General features: G+C 64.2%; 10 protein-coding genes. All 10 read right to left on the bottom strand.

The features are described 5' to 3' along the window. Positions 1–2: 2 nt before the first annotated feature. The 10 genes from addA to GTW23_RS11725 all read right to left on the bottom strand — a co-directional run bounded on the left by addA (position 3) and on the right by GTW23_RS11725 (position 16,380). Positions 3–3,563: a double-strand break repair helicase AddA gene (gene addA, locus GTW23_RS11770; protein WP_252915910.1), complete on the bottom strand. Its 3,561-nt coding sequence runs from the start codon at positions 3,561–3,563 to the stop codon at positions 3–5. Further along, positions 3,556–6,762: a double-strand break repair protein AddB gene (addB, locus tag GTW23_RS11765; protein WP_252915909.1), complete on the bottom strand. Its 3,207-nt coding sequence runs from the start codon at positions 6,760–6,762 to the stop codon at positions 3,556–3,558. The genes addA and addB overlap by 8 nt, the downstream gene beginning before the upstream one ends. Continuing rightward, positions 6,759–7,493: a nucleotidyltransferase family protein gene (locus GTW23_RS11760; RefSeq protein WP_252915908.1), complete on the bottom strand. Its 735-nt coding sequence runs from the start codon at positions 7,491–7,493 to the stop codon at positions 6,759–6,761. Before GTW23_RS11760 ends, addB begins: the two co-directional genes overlap by 4 nt. 18 nt (positions 7,494–7,511) lie before the next feature. Further along, a complete protein-coding gene (gene tsaE, locus GTW23_RS11755) occupies positions 7,512–9,020 on the bottom strand; it encodes a tRNA (adenosine(37)-N6)-threonylcarbamoyltransferase complex ATPase subunit type 1 TsaE (protein WP_252915907.1) in 1,509 nt (502 codons plus the stop codon). A 6-nt stretch (positions 9,021–9,026) separates the two neighbouring features. Beyond that, complete coding sequence (locus GTW23_RS11750) at positions 9,027–11,573, bottom strand: sensor histidine kinase (RefSeq protein WP_252915906.1); 2,547 nt, start codon at positions 11,571–11,573, stop codon at positions 9,027–9,029. Positions 11,574–11,775: 202 nt separating this feature from the next. Further along, entirely contained in the window at positions 11,776–13,170 is a 1,395-nt protein-coding gene (gene ahcY, locus GTW23_RS11745; protein WP_252915905.1) for an adenosylhomocysteinase, read from the bottom strand. 116 nt (positions 13,171–13,286) lie between these two features. Next, the gene (locus GTW23_RS11740; RefSeq protein WP_252915904.1) at positions 13,287–13,574 is read right to left on the bottom strand and encodes an HPr family phosphocarrier protein; all 288 of its coding nucleotides are present in this window, start codon (positions 13,572–13,574) and stop codon (positions 13,287–13,289) included. Continuing rightward, positions 13,571–13,972 carry a PTS sugar transporter subunit IIA gene (locus GTW23_RS11735; RefSeq protein WP_252915903.1) on the bottom strand — a complete coding sequence of 134 codons (402 nt, stop codon included), beginning with the start codon at positions 13,970–13,972 and terminating at the stop codon, positions 13,571–13,573. Before GTW23_RS11735 ends, GTW23_RS11740 begins: the two co-directional genes overlap by 4 nt. Before the next feature lie 123 nt (positions 13,973–14,095). Then, positions 14,096–14,599, bottom strand: coding sequence for an HPr kinase/phosphorylase (locus GTW23_RS11730; RefSeq protein WP_252915902.1), 504 nt, complete (start codon positions 14,597–14,599; stop codon positions 14,096–14,098). Beyond that, positions 14,596–16,380, bottom strand: a complete 1,785-nt coding sequence (locus GTW23_RS11725; protein ID WP_290128953.1) for a sensor histidine kinase — start codon at positions 16,378–16,380, stop codon at positions 14,596–14,598. The genes GTW23_RS11730 and GTW23_RS11725 overlap by 4 nt, the downstream gene beginning before the upstream one ends. Positions 16,381–16,423: the final 43 nt, after the last annotated feature.

The following is a 16,423-nucleotide window of genomic DNA, read 5'->3' as shown; positions in this document are numbered from 1 at the left end:
GATCATTGATCGAGAGCGGCAAGCGCCTGGTCCAGGGTCGACGCCGGGATTTCGACCAGTACGGGCGCCGAAACATAGACCAGCGCAGCGTCGATTCGCCGCCCCGGGTAGAGTGGTGCCAGCAAGGCGCGATAGATGGCGAGCTGGGAGATATGGCCGGCCGGGGGATCTTCGCCAGGCCTCGGCGCCAGCCCGGTCTTGTAGTCGATGATCAGAACACGGTCACCATCGAGCGCAATGCGGTCTATGCGCCCCGATACGGCGCGCTCCTCACCCCTGACCCGCAAGGTGCCCATGACCGAGACCTCGGCCTCACCAGGCGCATCGAAGATCGGCGCGAATTGCGGATCCTGCAGAACGGCAAGCACCTGGCGCTGCATGGTCTCGGCCGTTGCTGCCTCGGCTTCCGGCAAGGCGCGCGCGAGGTAGCGCGAAAGCACCGCCTGGCGCTCGGTCTCAGGGACCGAAGGCAGGACCTGGAGCAGGCGATGGATCATGCTGCCGCGTTCCAGTGCTGCGGCCGATCCGGCCTGGCCGTCGGCAAAGGGCGAGCGGGACGCCACATCCGCGCTGTCCTCGAGCACGGCGCTGACACCGGACGGGGCCAGTGGCCGGGGCAGCCGGGCAGGCGGCGGCAGGGGATCGGACGGAATCGAGATCGCTTCGGTGGAAGGTGCCGGCGTCGGACCGGTTGCCGAAGTGGCCGTGCCGGGCATCGCCGGTGCGGGGCGGGTACGGAAAAAGCGGCGGACTTCAAAGGCTTCGTCTCCGGCGTCATGCACCCCGTCGCAGACGGTGTAACCGGCTTCGACGACGGCCCGTTCGAGACCCACTGATGCCATCGAATGCCAGGTCGGCGTTTTGACCTCCCGGAGCCCCCGGTAACCGCAGATCACCAGCCGGTCGGCTGCCCGGGTCAAGCCGACATAGAGCAGGCGGCGATACTCTTCTTCGGCCTGCTCACGCATCTTTTCGCGGACGGGCCCGATCGCCTCGTTCTCGTGGGTCTTGTCGGGCAGCCAGACCGGGATCGACGGTGCTTCTTCACTTTTGGGCGCGGCAGGCAGCAGCCAGAGCCGGGGCTGATGGCTGTGCTGGAAGGCCTCGCCGCCGGAATCAACCAGGAACACGATCGGGGCTTCCAGCCCCTTGGCCGCATGCACGGTCATGATCCGCACCGCGCCGGACTGGCCTTCCATCTCACGCTTGATTTCCGGCGTGTCGGTTTCGAGCATGGCGAGGAACGACTGCAGACCGGGCAGGCCCGCCTGCTCGTGATCAAGCGTCAGGCCGAGAAACTCGTCGAGCACATCGCCGACTTCATGGCCGAGACGGGAGAGATAGGCCTTGCGGCCGCCATCCGGGCCGAGCAGCGCCGCATAGAAATCATGCGGCGGCTGGTGCGCCGACCGGGTTTGCCAGCGCTTGAGCTTTTCGACCGCCCGGGCGAAACGCGGTTCGGCTTCCGCAAGCTCCTGCAACCGGTGCCAGACGGAGATCCCATCAGGCCGCTCGGCGGTCACGGCAAACAGGTCATCCTCGTCCAGATCCAGGAGCGGGCTCTTGAAAAGGGCGGCAAGCGAGAGATCGTCATCGCCCAGCAGCACGAAACGGCCGAGCGCCATCAGGTCCTGCACCGCGATGTGATCTGTCAGCCGCAAGCGGTCGGCGCCGGCCACGGGAATATCGGTGGTTGCCTTGAGCGTGCGCAGCAGCGTCGGCACGAAACCATCACGCTTCCTGACCAGCACCAGAATGTCGCCCGGCGCCACCGGCCGCATCTGTTTCGATTTCTGGTCCTCGATCAGCTCGTGACCGACCCAGCGGGAGAGCACATCGGCGATGCGGCGGGAGAGCCGGGCGGCGGGCGCGGTTTCCGGCACCTCGTCGAACGCGGCGGTCCAGTCCTCGTCATTGCCGGCCTGTTCCTTCGCAATCATCGGCCAGACCTCGGCCAGACCCGGCGCCTGCATGCGCGCCGTCTCATGGATCACCGGCTCATCGGCCGAGCCCATGCCGCGCAGCGCGTCCGCATCGGCAAAGACATGGTCTACGAGCTTGAGCACCTCGGTGGAGGAGCGGAAGGACACCCGCAGCGAGACCTCGGCGAACTCCGCATCGGCCGCCCGTGCAAGCCGCGCGATGCGGCTGCGTTCCTCGGCAAACCGCTCGGGCCGGGCGCCCTGGAACGAATAGATCGACTGTTTCTCGTCACCGACCGCGAACAGCGTGCGCATGGCCGGACGGGCTCCTTCGCCGGCAAAGAATTCGTCGGAGAGCGCGCCGATGACGTTCCATTGCAGCGGCGCGGTGTCCTGGGCTTCGTCGACCAGCACATGGTCGATACCCTGGTCGAGCTTGTAGTGGACCCAGGCGCTGGCGCCGCTTTTTGACAAGAGCGCCTCGGTCGCGCCAATCAGATCGTCATAATCGAGCAGAGCCTGGCGGGTTTTCAACCGTTCGAATTCGCCGAGATAGCGCCGCGCCAGCCGGAAAGCGGTCAGCGAGGCCGCGAGCATCCTGAGCCGCGCCAGGCGATCGAAGATGGCGACCACCTGGGCCTGGGCCTCGGCGACGCGGTCGGCGAGGTCGGGAAAGCGGTCCTGAACCGTCTTCGAGGCGACACCGCCGAGGCTGGCCGGCGATCCGGACTTGGTGAAGAACACATCCCTGAGCAGCTGCAGCCGTTCCCGCGCTTCGGGTTCGGACCCGACGGCCAGCAATCCGTAGGCGAAATTATAGGCCTTGGTCGATGATTTGGCCGAGCCGGCGAAATCGAAGACCGCCCGGATGTAGTCGACCGGCAGCGCATCGAGCGGCCAGGCGGTCTCGACGAGCGAAGCCTCGTTTTCCTGCGGCAACAGACCCAACGCGTCCCGGATCAGGGCCTCGGCCGCTTGCGGTGTCCGCGCCCTGGCGTCGAAGGCCATGTAGTCGCGGCGGCGGGCATAGAGGCCTTGAAGCAGCTTGTCGAAGCCAGCCTCGCCGCCGGTGTCGAGCGCTTCGGTAACAGCGGCCGCCAGATCCGGGTCGTTCTCGAATGACTGGGTCGACATCAGCTGGCGGCGGGCTTCGGCCAGCAGCTCAGTGGCCTTCTGGTCGTCAAGCACGCTGAAATGGCCGGGAATGTTGGCCTCAAGCGGAAACCGGTGCAGCACGGCCTCGCAGAAGGCATGAATGGTCTGGATCTTGAGGCCGCCCGGCGTTTCGAGCGCCGTGGCGAACAGCCGACGGGCGCGGATCAGCTGGTGCGGCTCGGCTTCGCGCCCCTCGAGTTCGGCAATCCTGCCGGCCAGCCCGGCATCGTCGAGCCGGACCCACTCGCCAAGTGTGCGGAAAATGCGGTTGGACATCTCGGCCGACGCGGCCTTGGTGTAGGTCAGGCACAGGATCGCCGAGGGGCGCGCGCCGCGCAGCAACAGCCGGATCACCCGGCGGGCCAGGACGTGGGTTTTGCCTGACCCGGCATTGGCGGACACCCAGGCTGACAGCGTCGGCGTCGCGGCGAGGTTCTGCCGCAACGTGGTGTCGGAAATGACGCTCATGCCGCTGTCGTCAGTCATCGCCATCGCCTCCATCGCCGTCCACGGCGGTCTGCCATTCGGCAACCCGCGCCAGATGGTCGTATTCGCCACCAAAATCGCGGGCGCTGCGCGGGATGGCGCGCGACAGGAAGCCGCGCCGGCCGGACCGGAGCAGGCCGACCAGCTTGACGAATTCCTCGACCGCCTTGGCAGCCAGATCAGCGGGGCCCAGAAACTCGTCGCGGCCCGGTTTATCCGGATCCGTATCGATGCGTTCGGCGAAAGGCTCCCTGCCGGTCAGGCGCAGATACAAGAGCCCGGAGACCGGCATGCTGCCGGCATCTTTAAAGCCGCCATTGATCAGCGCATAGGCTTCGAGTGCCAGTTGCGGATCGAGCAGGATGCGGGCCTCCTTGCGCGAAGGGGTGCCGCCGGTCTTGTAGTCGATGATCCAGGCGGTTCCGTCGCGGCGCAGGTCGAGCCGGTCGGCCATGCCGGTCAGCCTGAGGCCAGCGAGCGGCAGATCGAGGCTGGCGCGGGTTTCGACCAGCGAACGGACCAGTCCCGCCGCGGTGTCGCTTTCCCAGTTGGCTACGGCTTCGGCCGCCTTTTCAAAGCGCATCCGCCAGACCAGCGCCGTGGCATCCGGCAATCCGGCCCTGGCAAAATGCTCCGCGGCAATCGCGCGAAGAGTTTCGTATGAGCGCGAGCCAGGCTCGGTTCCGGTAACGAACGCCTCAAGGATCTCGTGGTAGAGCGTACCGCGCTCGCGCGGTCCGGGATCGGCGAGAAACGGCTCCAGCGGATCTAGGCCGAGAATGCGCCGGGCGTAAATGGCGTAGGGGTCACGCCGCAGTTTGCCGACTTCCGAGAAGGAATAGGATTTTGGCTGCAGCTCTTCCGGCGGGCGCGGTTCCGGGCGGGAGGCTGTGGGCGTGGAGGGGTCCTGATCGAGCGTGCGGGCGTGGGTAAGCAATGCCTCGCCGCGTGACCTGAGCAACGCCGCCGGCTGCGGACCGATGACCGCCAGAAGCCGCTGCAGCCAGCGGGAGGCAACGGTCGGCGCCTTGCCGGAGCGGTGCGAGCGCGAAAGCACCACTTCCGGCGCGCCCATCGCCATCTGGAAATCATGCGCCGCCTGGCCGATGCGGCGTTCCGGCGGCTCGAGACCGATGGCGGCCTTCATCGAGCGCGACAGGAACGGGTCTTCCTGGCCGGCCTGCGGCCAGACGCCTTCGTTGAGGCCGCCCATCAGCAGGGTGTCGACGTGCTGGAGCCGGGCTTCGAGCGCGCCCCAGATGAAGGCGCGGGGATGACCGCCGGCGCGCGGCTTGATCATCCGGCCCGAAACAAGCGCATCGAGTGCACCTATCCATTCGTGGCCGGTCATGCTCAGCGTCGAGCCGCTGTCGCGGGTTTCAAGCAGCACGGCGGCAAGGTCGGCCCCGGCCTCGTCGCCCCAAAGGGCCTCCAGAGCGCCGGTATCATCAATGCAGATCCGCTCCAAGGCGTCGGCGGTCAGCGCAGCAAGCCGGCCGATCGGGATCTCGTTGGTGACACCCGGACCGGCGCGCTCGACCAGCAGAGAGTTCAGCGGTGAGAGAGCCTCGGCTGCACGTGCGGCGAAATCACGCGCGTGTTCGGCCTCATCATCGCCGATACGCTGCAGCCACCGGGGCGCATGGCGCTCGTGCCTTCCGGCTTCGCGCTTGCTGACCAGGGCTTCCAGCTCCTCAATGTCGGCCGACCCGCTGCCGCCACGCAAGGCAATCCGCTCGATGAAGCCGGCGCGGGCTCTTGCCTCGGGACCGGAGAGACCAAAGCGGGCGAGCGGGTGCTTGAGCAGTGCCGCGATCGCCACCGGATCGCCCGGCGCGAAGGCGGCATGCACGACGAGCCGGACGAGACCGCCCTGCAGGCTCGAGGTCAGCGGCGAGCCGCCGGAATCATTGGCCTCGATGCCGAAGCGGGCCAGTTCGGTGACGACCCGCCGGGCCAGGTTACGGTCAGGCGTGACCAGCGCCGCCGTCGGCTCGGGGACATCGGGGCGCGGTTCGAGCGCGCGGCGCATGGCGGCTGCCAGGGCCGAGGCTTCCTCGCGCTCGTTGGCGGCTTCAATCAGGCTCACATGTTCAAAGCCCGGGGCAATGGCCTCTGGACCCGGAAGGAAATCCGGTTCACCCCAGGCTTCGGTGGCGATCGCAGGCAACAGGGCGTGCGAAACCAGCCTGCGGCGCATTTCCAGTTCCGGCGAAAGCGCGCCGATCTCCGGGATGTCCCCGATCCCGCCGGTCTCGACGCCGCAGCTCCCAAGCAGGGAATGAAGACCATATTGCGGGTGACTGCGGATGGCGACATCGACCAGGACGCGGCCATCGGGCGATTGCCTTGTCAGGGCAGCCTCGGCCAGCGCCTGCCAATGCGAGCGCCGCATGGCATGATCCAATCCGGGCAGAACGACCGCTCCGTGGGGCAGCTGCGCGACCGTGGCAATCAGCCGGGCGGTCGAGGGACGGGTTCCGGTCGATCCGGCGACGATGACCGGGCGGCCTTCCGGGGATGCGGCGAGGCTGCGGGTGAACACGTCAAGCATCGCATTGTGATGCCGCGCCGGGCTGGACCGGTGGATTTCCTCAAGCAGCGCCGGCCAGTACTCGCGCGCGATCTTCAGGAACTCCGCCGTCAGCTGCCACCATTGCTGCAGATCCGCGGAGGCGACATCATCAAGGCCGGCAAAGTCGCACTCCTCAGTCTCCACCGCCTGGATCAGGTCCGACAGAGCACGGCCGAGCCAGATGGCGTCGGCCGGGTTGGCGGGGGCCACCAGCGGCACGCCGCCGAGATGATCCCTGACAGTCTGCGGCAGGGCCCGTTTCCAGGCCAGAACCAGATCGGCAAGGCGCAGAGTAGCGGCAATCGGCGGTATCGGCGGATCCAGCGCCAGCGTCTCGGGCTCGGCGGAATCGAAATAGCCGGCATCGTCGTCGGTCTCGCCCAGCGGACGGATCGACGGCAGGATCGCCGAGCCCTTGCCGATGAGATCGGTGAGTTCGGAGCGAAGCACCCGGGCGGCGCGGCGCGTTGGCACGAATACCGTGGCGCCGGCCAGCGACAGCGGATCCTCGGGATTGTAGGCGAGGCCGGGGACCAGCCCGCCGTTGATGATCTGCCCGGCAAGCGTGGCGAGGAAATCCACGCCGGGCGGGATGGTTGCAATACGGGGTGCGGCCCGGCTCACGGGACCGGTTCGCCGAGATAGGCGGCGCGGGCGGCTTCGGCCTCGGCGATGGCCTCGGGGGTGCCTACGGTCAGCCAATGGCCGTGCATGGGGGAGCCGAACAGGCGGCCTTCGCCCGCGGCCGTATCGAAGCAGCGATTGATGGAGAAGCGTTTCTCGCTGATATCCCGGAAAATGCTCGGATGCAGGATGATCGCGCCGGCGTAGATGACCGGATCACCGGCCCCCTTGTAGCGGGTCAGTCGGCCATCATCGCCAATGGTGAAATCACCTGCGCCGGTGTGGCCGGTGGCCTGGTCGAGCCGTGCTGTCATCAGCAGGATATCCATCGATTCGGAATCGAAACGATCCATCATCCGGGCGAGGTTGTCCGTCGTGCTTCCCGGTTCCTCCAGCCAGAACGTGTCGGCGTTGAGGACCAGGAACGGCTCGGTTCCGAGCATGGGCAGGGCCTTGACGATGCCGCCGCCCGAATCAAGCAGTTCCGCGGTCTCGTCGGAGATCCTGATATGTGCGCCGGGCCATGCCGACAGCCAGTCGGCCAGTAGCGGCGCCAGATAATGCACGTTGACGACGACATTCTTGATACCGGCACGGCCAAGCGCTTCCAGCCCGTAGGCAATCAAGGGCTTTCCGGCCACTTCGACCAGGGGCTTGGGCAGCGTGTCGGTGATCGGCCGCATGCGGGTACCAAGCCCCGCGGCCAGGATCATGGCGGATGTGATTGTCATCGGTCAGGCGGTTCCGGTTTATGATTCGCTTTCGCCGATACCAGCCTTTGTGAACCAGTTGCGCAAGGGTTGCAGCACCGGATGGGCGAGAGACGCCGAAATATAGGCCTCCATTCGCGGCAGATGCCGCAAATAGCCGGGCTTTCCGTCCCGCTGCTTGAGCCGGACGAAGATACCGAGGATTTTCGCGGCGCGCTGGGCGGCCATGATCGCATAGGCCTCGCGGAAACCTGGCTCGTCAAAATCCGGGTTGGCGTCCCGGCGGGCGGCGACGTAGCGGTCGAGCAGCGCATCGGCCAGTTCCTGATCGACCGTTACCCGCGCATCCTGGCAGAGCGATGCGACGTCATAGGCCGACGGACCGATCATCGCGTCCTGGAAATCGATGATGCCAAGCCGGTCAAGCCCGGTCTTTTCCGGCCGCCAGATCAGGTTGGGCGAATGGTAGTCGCGCAGGACCAGCGCCTTTTCCGCGCTTTCGAGGCGCTCGAACAAGACTCGCCAGAGGTCGAGATAACCGGCCCGCTCATCGTCTGGAACCGAAGCGCCGCGGCGCCAGGGCAGGTACCAGTCGGTCAGAAGCTCGACTTCGATCTGCATGGCGCGGGGATCGTAAGCCGGCACATGATGTACTCTATCGCCGACCGGAAGCGGGCCTGGAAGATCCTTGCCATGCAACATCGCGAGGCAGTCGACCGCCACGCCATAGCGTTCCGGATCAGGCTTGCCGGCCTGATCGAGAATGCCTTCGGCGCCGAGGTTTTCGACCAGCAGAAACCCCTGGTCGAGATCCTCGCCGAGGATTTCGGGGGCTGCAAACCCTTGCGCGCGCAGCCAGCGAGCAATGGCGACAAAGGGAACGACATCTTCGGCCAGATGGGCGATCTGGGAATAGGGCAGGCCGTCGCGCACCGGCGGGCCATCCGGCTTTCGCGGCGCATTCATCAGGATCAGAGGGTCGCTGCCTTCAGGCCGGATGGTTTCGTAGGTGCGGGAGGAGGCGTCGCCCTGCAGGTGCCGCCGGACCACCGGGCGGGAATAATGCCGCTCAAGAAAGGCGCGGGCAGCGAAGGAGCGTTCAAGCCTTTCGATGAAGGGCGCCGGTGCCGTGATGGTCACGGTGCGGCTGTCACCAAACCCGTCAAACCGGATCATGATTCTGTCCTCGGGCAGGAGATCGATCGCCTTTTCCGGCCATTCGACCAGAGCCGCGCCTTCGGCGAGCGCGTCATCGAGACCCAATTCATCGAGTTCCTCGGGGGAGCCGAGGCGGTAGAGATCCATGTGCGAGATCGGAAGCCGCAGCTGGTAGGCCTGCACCAGCGTGAAGGTGGGGCTCGGGGCCTCGAGGTCTGGATCGTCGGCAATCGCGCGGATCAACGCGCGGGCGAAGGTCGACTTGCCGGCGCCAAGATCACCCGACAGGCACAGGCAATCGCCTTGCCGGATTGCCAGCGAGACATCTTCGGCGAACAAGGCTGTCGCTTCCGGGCTCGCCAGTTCCACGCGGAGGGGCGCAGTCGCCATCAAGGCTTACTCGGCCGCGTCGCGGGCAAGCGGACGGCTGGACGGGAAGCGGCAGACGATGGTTGCGCCGCCTTCCTCGCCGGATTCGATGGAGACTGTGCCGTTATGAAGGCCGACAAAGCTCTGGACGATGGACAGGCCCAGGCCGGCGCCGCGCCGGCGTCCGGATTGGCCGTTGGTCTCGAAGCGGGCAAAGACATCCTTGCGCGCGTCTTCCGGGATTCCGGGACCCGAATCGGTTACCGAGAAGCAGATTGCCTCGTCGTCCTGGCGGCAACGCAAGCGCACGACCGTGCCGTCGGGGGCGAAGTTGGCGGCGTTCATCAGAAGCTTGAAAAGGATCTGCTTGAGCCGCTGGTGATCGCCAATCATCTGAGCCGGGGCGCCGGCGGTGTCGATCTCAAGCGACAGATCGTTTTCCTTCAGCCGATCGGCGATCTGCTCGCCAGCCTCGGCAAAGAGCGCCGGAATGTCGACCACGCCGGTATCCAGGCGCATGATACCGGCATCAACGGTGGCAAGATCGAGAATGTCATTGACGATGGTCAGCAGCACCGAAGACGATGTGGCGATGTGATCGAGATACTCGGACTGGCGCTCGTTGAGCTCGCCGATGCCGGGGGTCTGCAGCAGTTCGGTGAAGCCGATGATGTTGGTCAGCGGCGAGCGCAGCTCGTAGGAGACGTGCTGGACGAAATCGTTCTTCAGCGCATCGGCCTTGCGCAGCGCCTCGTTCTTTTCGGTCAACATGCGTTCGGCGCCGACGCTATCAGTCACGTTGACGAAGGCGATCATGGTCTGACCATTGGGCAGAGGCACGATTGCGTAATCGAGAATGAGGCCGGTGGTCAGTTCGATACGGCCGTCATGGGTTCGGCGTTCTTCATCGAAACCAGTGATCACGCCGGCAAACAGTCTCCAGCCATCCGGATCGCGATGCGACGGTTCACAGGCTTCGGCAATCTGGCGGATATGGGTGCCGGGCTTGACCTGCTGTTCGGTCAGGCCCCAAAGGGCGCGGAAGGACGGATTTGACAGGCGGATCTTGCCGTCAGGTCCGAACACGCCAACGCCTTCGGCCAGGTGGTCAATGGTCTCACCCTGGGCCTGGAGAAGCGCGTTGTACCGGGATTCCAGATCCACCTTCTCGGTCAGGTTCTCGAACACCCAGGTAACGCCGCCCTGCGGGTGGGCGTTGGCGAAGACATTGAGGGTCTGGCCATCGGGAAGATGCCAGAGATGCGGTGTGCTCTCGACCGAGCGGTAGACCGAGAGCATCTGCTCCTTCCAGTCTCGCCAGGCATGCGGCTCGGGGAGTTTGCCGTCGGCGCGGAGACGCTCGAGAAACTCGCCATTGTCGGGACGGCGGGAGAGGAATGGCGTATCCAGTTCCCAAAGGCGCTGGAATGCCTGGTTGTGGAACTGCAAACGCTGATCACGGTCAAAGATCGCCACCGGCGTGGCCAGGTGATCGAGCGTTTCGGCATGGCTCTGGATGGTGCGCTTGAGCTCCTGGCGAAGATCCTCCTCGACCGAGACGTCCAATGCCAGTCCTGCATTGCCGGCCGGTGTCTTGGCATCGGCAACCTCAAGGAAACGGCGATGACCGTGGATGACCGTCGAGACCTTGTCGAGGAAAGGCCGCTCTGGCGTGGCGGTTGCCCGGACCCTTTCGCGCGCCGCTGTACCCAGCAATTCGAGCCCGCGTTGCAGCGTGTCCTGCCGGTCCTCACCCTCGACCGCCTGGACATAGGCGTTGTTGACCCAGACGAGCTTCGCGTCCGGTCCGCGCAGCCAGACCGGCATGTCGATGACATCCATAAGCGCCTGGAAGGTATCGAGCGAAGTGAGCAGACGGTCGCGTTCGGTCTTGAGTTCGGCGAGTTCGGCGCGCACATTCGACAGGGTGACAAACCGGACAAAGGCACGGCCTCCGGAGACCCGGCCCTGCGCCTCGATGACATGACCGCGAACGGTTTCAACGATCATGTCGAAGCGTTCCGCATGGGCGCGCAACCGGTCGATCGATTCGTCGAGTGCTGCTGCGGATCTGGGTTCCAGCCAACGGCCGAAAGCGAGAAAATCGGCCGGAATCTGCGGCGCCCCGGTTTCAGCCGCGAGCTTGCCCATCACTTCGGCGGGCAGGCCGACGCCATCCCAGACCACGATCTGCCGGTCACGGTCGACGATAAGCGCCTCGTGGCGGGAGATCCGGGCGTTCGCATCCGCGAGGGCAGCGCGCAGATGCACATTTTCCAGATCGATCTTGCCACGCTCGCGAATAAGCCAGATCGCCGAGATCATGGCAGCCGAAATGGCGCCGATGACCATGGCGAAGTTGACAACCTCGAGGGTGGATACGGAGAGCTTTCCGGATGCTGCCGCCTCGCCAGAGGTTTGGGCGAGGGCCGGCAGCGCCGAGGTCAGAAAGGAGCCAGTGAGCAGGGCCGTTCCGGTCAGAATCCTGCGCCGGAACCCGCGAAGATCACCGATAACAGCTCTTGTCAGTCCGGAAAGCCCCTTGCGCCCAAGTGAATCGGTCTTCACCGGCATGTCGCAGTCCCCTCGTCGCCTGTCTGACAGAATATCGCCAATCCTTGCCAGTCCGATTTTCGCGCCGCCACAACGCAAACGAATCATTGGCAAAAACATACCTGTTTCGCGAATCACGGTGAAGGGGAAGCAGTGCAAAAAGAAATCGCGCCCCTGTTGTCAAGAACGCGATCTCAATATGTTGTGGGTATTGCCGAGAAAATCAGTAGCGGTAGTGTTCCGGCTTGAACGGGCCCTCGACGGTCACCCCAATATAATCGGCCTGCTCAACCTTCAGCTCGGTCAGCTTGGCACCGATCTTGTCGAGATGGAGACGAGCGACCTTCTCATCGAGATGCTTGGGCAGCACATAGACCTGATTCTTGTACTCGTCGCCCTTGGTCCAGAGCTCCATCTGCGCCAACACCTGGTTGGTGAAGGATGCTGACATGACGAAGCTCGGGTGACCGGTGGCGTTGCCAAGGTTGAGAAGGCGGCCCTGGCTCAACAGGATCATGCGGTTGCCCGAAGGCATCTCGATCATGTCGACCTGGTCCTTGATGTTGGTCCACTTGTGGTTCCTGAGCGCCGCGACCTGGATCTCGTTGTCGAAATGGCCGATATTGCCGACGATGGCCATGTCCTTCATCTCGCGCATGTGCTCGAGGCGGATCACGTCCTTGTTGCCGGTGGTGGTGATGAAGATGTCGGCACTCGATGCGACATCTTCGAGCGTCACCACCTCGAAACCGTCCATGGCTGCCTGCAGCGCGCAGATCGGATCGATTTCGGTAACCTTGACCCGGGCACCGGCACCGCGCAGCGAAGCGGCCGACCCCTTGCCGACATCGCCGTAGCCGCAGACCACGGCAACCTTGCCGGCCATCATGGTGTCGGTGGCGCGGCGGATGCCGTCGACGAGGCTTTCCTTGCAGCCGTACTTGTTGTCGAATTTCGACTTGGTGACAGAGTCATTGACGTTGATCGCCGGGAAGGGCAGCAGGCCCTTTTTCTGCAGTTCATAAAGGCGGTGAACACCGGTCGTGGTTTCCTCGGAGACCCCGACGATCTGTTCGCGCACCTTGGTGAACCAGCCCGGAGAAGCGTCCATACGCTTCTTGATCTGCGCCTTGATGACGGCTTCCTCATCGGAAGCGGGAACCGGGATGATGTCTTCTCCGGCTTCGGCGCGGGCACCGAGCAGCACGTAGAGTGTGGCATCGCCGCCATCGTCCAGGATCAGGTTCGGGCCGTCTGCGAACTGGAAAGACTTGTCGAGATAGTCCCAATGCTCCTCAAGGCTCTGACCCTTGACGGCAAACACCGGGACACCGCTCTTTGCAATGGCAGCCGCGGCGTGATCCTGGGTCGAGTAGATGTTGCAGGACGCCCAGCGCACATCGGCTCCCAGTGCCGTCAGGGTCTCGATCAGCACTGCAGTCTGGATGGTCATGTGCAGTGAACCGACAATGCGGGCGCCCTTCAGCGGCTTTTCCGAACCGTACTCCTCGCGGAGCGACATCAGGCCCGGCATTTCGGTTTCGGCGATATCGAGCTCCTTGCGGCCGAAATCAGCCAGATCGATGTTGGCGACGACATAGTCCTGGGTAGCGGTCATGAGATTTTCCAAAAGTTCGGGATCCGGCCGGGACAGGCGGGATTGCATGGGCGCTGCCATAGCAGGAAAAGCCCATGCTGGCAATACGATATAAAGATGTCTTTATGTGGGAATATTCAAACTTCTTCGCCGAAGCGGCCGGCAATCAGCACCTCGAGTGCGTCAAGCACCTTTTCGGCCTGCCGGCCTTCGGCTTCGACATCAATGGTGCAACCGGTGCTCGCCGCGAGCATCATAAGGCCCATGATCGATGTGCCCCCGACGGTGGACCCTTCACGGGTCACCCGAACAACGGCGTCAAAGCCCTCGACAGTCTGAACGAAACGGGCTGACGCGCGGGCGTGAAGGCCACGCTTGTTGACGATCTTGAAGGTTCTGGACAGGGTTGCGGCTTTTGACGTCATTTGCCGGTCAAAAGGCGGCTCGCCACGTTGATATACTTGCGGCCGGCATCCTGCGCGTCGGCAAGAGCCTTTTGCATGTCATTGGCGCCGCGGACACCTGCGAGCTTGATCAGCATCGGCAGATTGACCCCGGCAATGACTTCGATGCGTCCGGAATCCATCACCGAGATCGACAGGTTCGAGGGTGTTCCGCCAAACATGTCGGTGAGAATGATGACGCCATGACCATTTTCGACACGTGATACCGCTCCGACAATATCCAGCCGCCGCTGGTCCATATCATCCTCGGGTCCGATGCTGACGGTTTCAAGGGCGGTTTGCGGTCCGACAACATGCTCAAGCGCATGCCTGAACTCTTCCGCGAGCTTGCCATGAGTGACAAGCACCAATCCGATCATTTTGCCTCCAGCAGCATGCGGCCGACGCGGTCTTCCGCCAGGCCATGCCAATAGTTTCGCAGTTGCGAACAGTTTGTGAATTTCATCTTGGACAGAAGCAGGCGAAGTTCAAGCCAAAAAACGTCAGAAAACAGGCAAATTGCCCTGAGGATACCACGCGGGCTCGAAAAACAGGCTTGGCCGCCGGGTGCGCAGCCGCGCCAGGGGAAGGGCTGCGCCATCGTGCCACAGACGCATAAGAGGAATTGATGCGCCGCCACACGAAAAGGTTTCATTCTCCTCCGGGACCCGCGTCCCCGCCGACGGCTCCGTGAGCAGCACCGCAGCATGCAGGACGGCGCGATCAACGTGCCGGGCAGTGACCACTCCGGTGCCACGCAGTTCAAGAAGCCCGCGGATCGAATCCGGACAGGAGGCTATGCAGCGCCCTGCCTGCACTGTCAGCAGGGTCCGGTCATCAGCAATGACAGCGGCATTCCATCCCAGGGCCTGCGCCTCGCAAAGGCAGGCAAAGGCGGTGGTGCTCTTTCCCGACCCGGACGGGCCAAGAAACAGCAAGCCCGTCTGGCCAACGACAATCGCGGTGGCATGCACGGCTTCGCCTGCTGGTACGGAGATGCCGGTCACGGGGTTTCGGCAGGCAGTTCGATGATGAAACGCGCCCCGCGCCAGCTGCCGGCTTCATCGCCGGGGATGTTCTCGGCTGTCAGGGTGCCACCATGGGCCTCGATGATCTGGCGGCTGATCGACAGGCCAAGGCCGGAGTTCTGGCCAAAATCTTCGCCATCGGGCCGGTCGGTGTAAAACCGCTCGAACACCCGCTCGATGACCTCGGCGCGAATTCCGGGACCATTGTCCTCGACACGGACCTGGACCGTGCCGCGGCGCCGGGCCAGGTGGATGACAATGCGGCCGCCGGTCTCGGAGACGAAGGAGCGGGCATTCTCGATCAGATTGGTCACCACCTGGCCGAGTCTGAGATCATGGCCAAGCACGGTGAAACCGGATTTTCCGGCATTGCGCCTGTCGATCTTGAGCTCAATGGCAACATCCTTGCCCGCAGCGCGGGTTTGCCGGGCAATATCCACGAGGTCGGTGAGCAGCTTCTCCATGTCGACCGCCACGCCGTCCTGGCGCGCCAGCTCTGCATCGAGCCGGGACGCGTCGGAGATATCGCTGATCAGCCGGTCCATGCGGCGGACATCGTGCTGGATGACATCCATGAGGCGCTTGCGGGAGTGCTCGTTGCGCGCCAAAGGCAGGGTTTCCACCGCGCTACGCAGTGAAGTCAGCGGATTCTTGAGTTCATGGCTGACATCAGCGGCAAAACTCTCGATGGCGGCAATCCGGTCATAGAGCGCATTGGTCATGCCGCGCAGTGCCACCGACAGATTGCCGATCTCGTCCTGGCGGTCCGAAAAATCCGGAATTTCCTCACGGACCCGGGCGCCGCGCCGGACACGGACGGCGGCGGCAGACAGACGCCTGAGCGGCGTGGCAATGGTGCTTGCCAGAAGCAGCGACAGGACGATGTTGACCATGGCGGCCACGCCAAACACCCGGAAAATAGCCATACGCTCGGCATGGACGATCTTGTCGATGTCCCCTGCCTGCGTGGACAGCAGCAAGACCCCGAGCACCGCACGGAAGCGCTGGACCGGAACAGCCACCGACACGATCAGCTCACCCTTTTCGGTGACCCGCACCACAGCGCCACGGCCACCGGTCAGAGCATTCATCACTTCGGGATAGATCGAGCCATCCGCACCCGGCGGTTCGCGGTACAACGGCAGATCACGGCGCTGGAAAAACCGGTTGAACCAGGTGGTGACCATTTCGGTCAGGCCGGGAGACGCGGTTTCGGCCGGCGGCAGGTCGTAGCGAAGCACCTGGCCGGAGGTGTAGAGATAGCGCGAATCCAGAATCAGGCTCGCATCATCATCGTAGATGCGGGCGCGGGTGCGGGTCGGCGAGATCAGCCTTCGAAGCACCGGCGCAACCCGCTCGGGATTGATCGGGAAATCCAGGTTCTCGTTGGAATTGGTCGGCGAAATGCTCTGGCCGGCCTGCAACTCGAGCAGTTTCTCCGGGTCGATGGTGATCGAGTTCGTGTCGACCGAGGCCGAGGCCGCGACGGCGCCGGCAATGATCTCACCCTGGGTCAGGAGGCTTTCCACCCGGGCATCGATGAGGCCTTCCCGGAACTGGTTAAGATAGAGGATTCCCGAGACCAGCACGACCAGCGCCGCCAGATTGAGAAACAGGATGCGGCGGGTAAGGCTCGAAAAAATGAGATTACCGAACATCCGCCGGACCAGCTTGACCGGATGGGCCCAGCTTGCCAGCGTACGGACCTCGGACGAAGCCCTGTCCTTTGCGTCCGCATTGTCCTCGGTTTCAATAGCCATTGGCGCTTTTCGCTAGATCCCGCGACCGGTTGGTGGGCAGGTG

Origin of the sequence: Parahoeflea alexandrii (genome assembly GCF_024105735.1) — a bacterium.
GTDB classification, from domain to species: domain Bacteria; phylum Pseudomonadota; class Alphaproteobacteria; order Rhizobiales; family Rhizobiaceae; genus Hoeflea; species Hoeflea alexandrii.
This window is presented reverse-complemented; position numbering and strand designations above follow the sequence as displayed.

What these genes read in the sequence shown, in the direction of transcription:
- addA (WP_252915910.1), bottom strand. Translation starts at nt 3,563, where the DNA reads ATGACTGACGACAGCGGCATGAGCGTCATTTCCGACACCACGTTGCGG.
- GTW23_RS11760 (WP_252915908.1), bottom strand. Translation starts at nt 7,493, where the DNA reads ATGACAATCACATCCGCCATGATCCTGGCCGCGGGGCTTGGTACCCGC.
- tsaE (WP_252915907.1), bottom strand. Translation starts at nt 9,020, where the DNA reads ATGGCGACTGCGCCCCTCCGCGTGGAACTGGCGAGCCCGGAAGCGACA.
- GTW23_RS11750 (WP_252915906.1), bottom strand. Translation starts at nt 11,573, where the DNA reads ATGCCGGTGAAGACCGATTCACTTGGGCGCAAGGGGCTTTCCGGACTG.
- ahcY (WP_252915905.1), bottom strand. Translation starts at nt 13,170, where the DNA reads ATGACCGCTACCCAGGACTATGTCGTCGCCAACATCGATCTGGCTGAT.
- GTW23_RS11740 (WP_252915904.1), bottom strand. Translation starts at nt 13,574, where the DNA reads ATGACGTCAAAAGCCGCAACCCTGTCCAGAACCTTCAAGATCGTCAAC.
- GTW23_RS11735 (WP_252915903.1), bottom strand. Translation starts at nt 13,972, where the DNA reads ATGATCGGATTGGTGCTTGTCACTCATGGCAAGCTCGCGGAAGAGTTC.
- GTW23_RS11725 (WP_290128953.1), bottom strand. Translation starts at nt 16,380, where the DNA reads ATGGCTATTGAAACCGAGGACAATGCGGACGCAAAGGACAGGGCTTCG.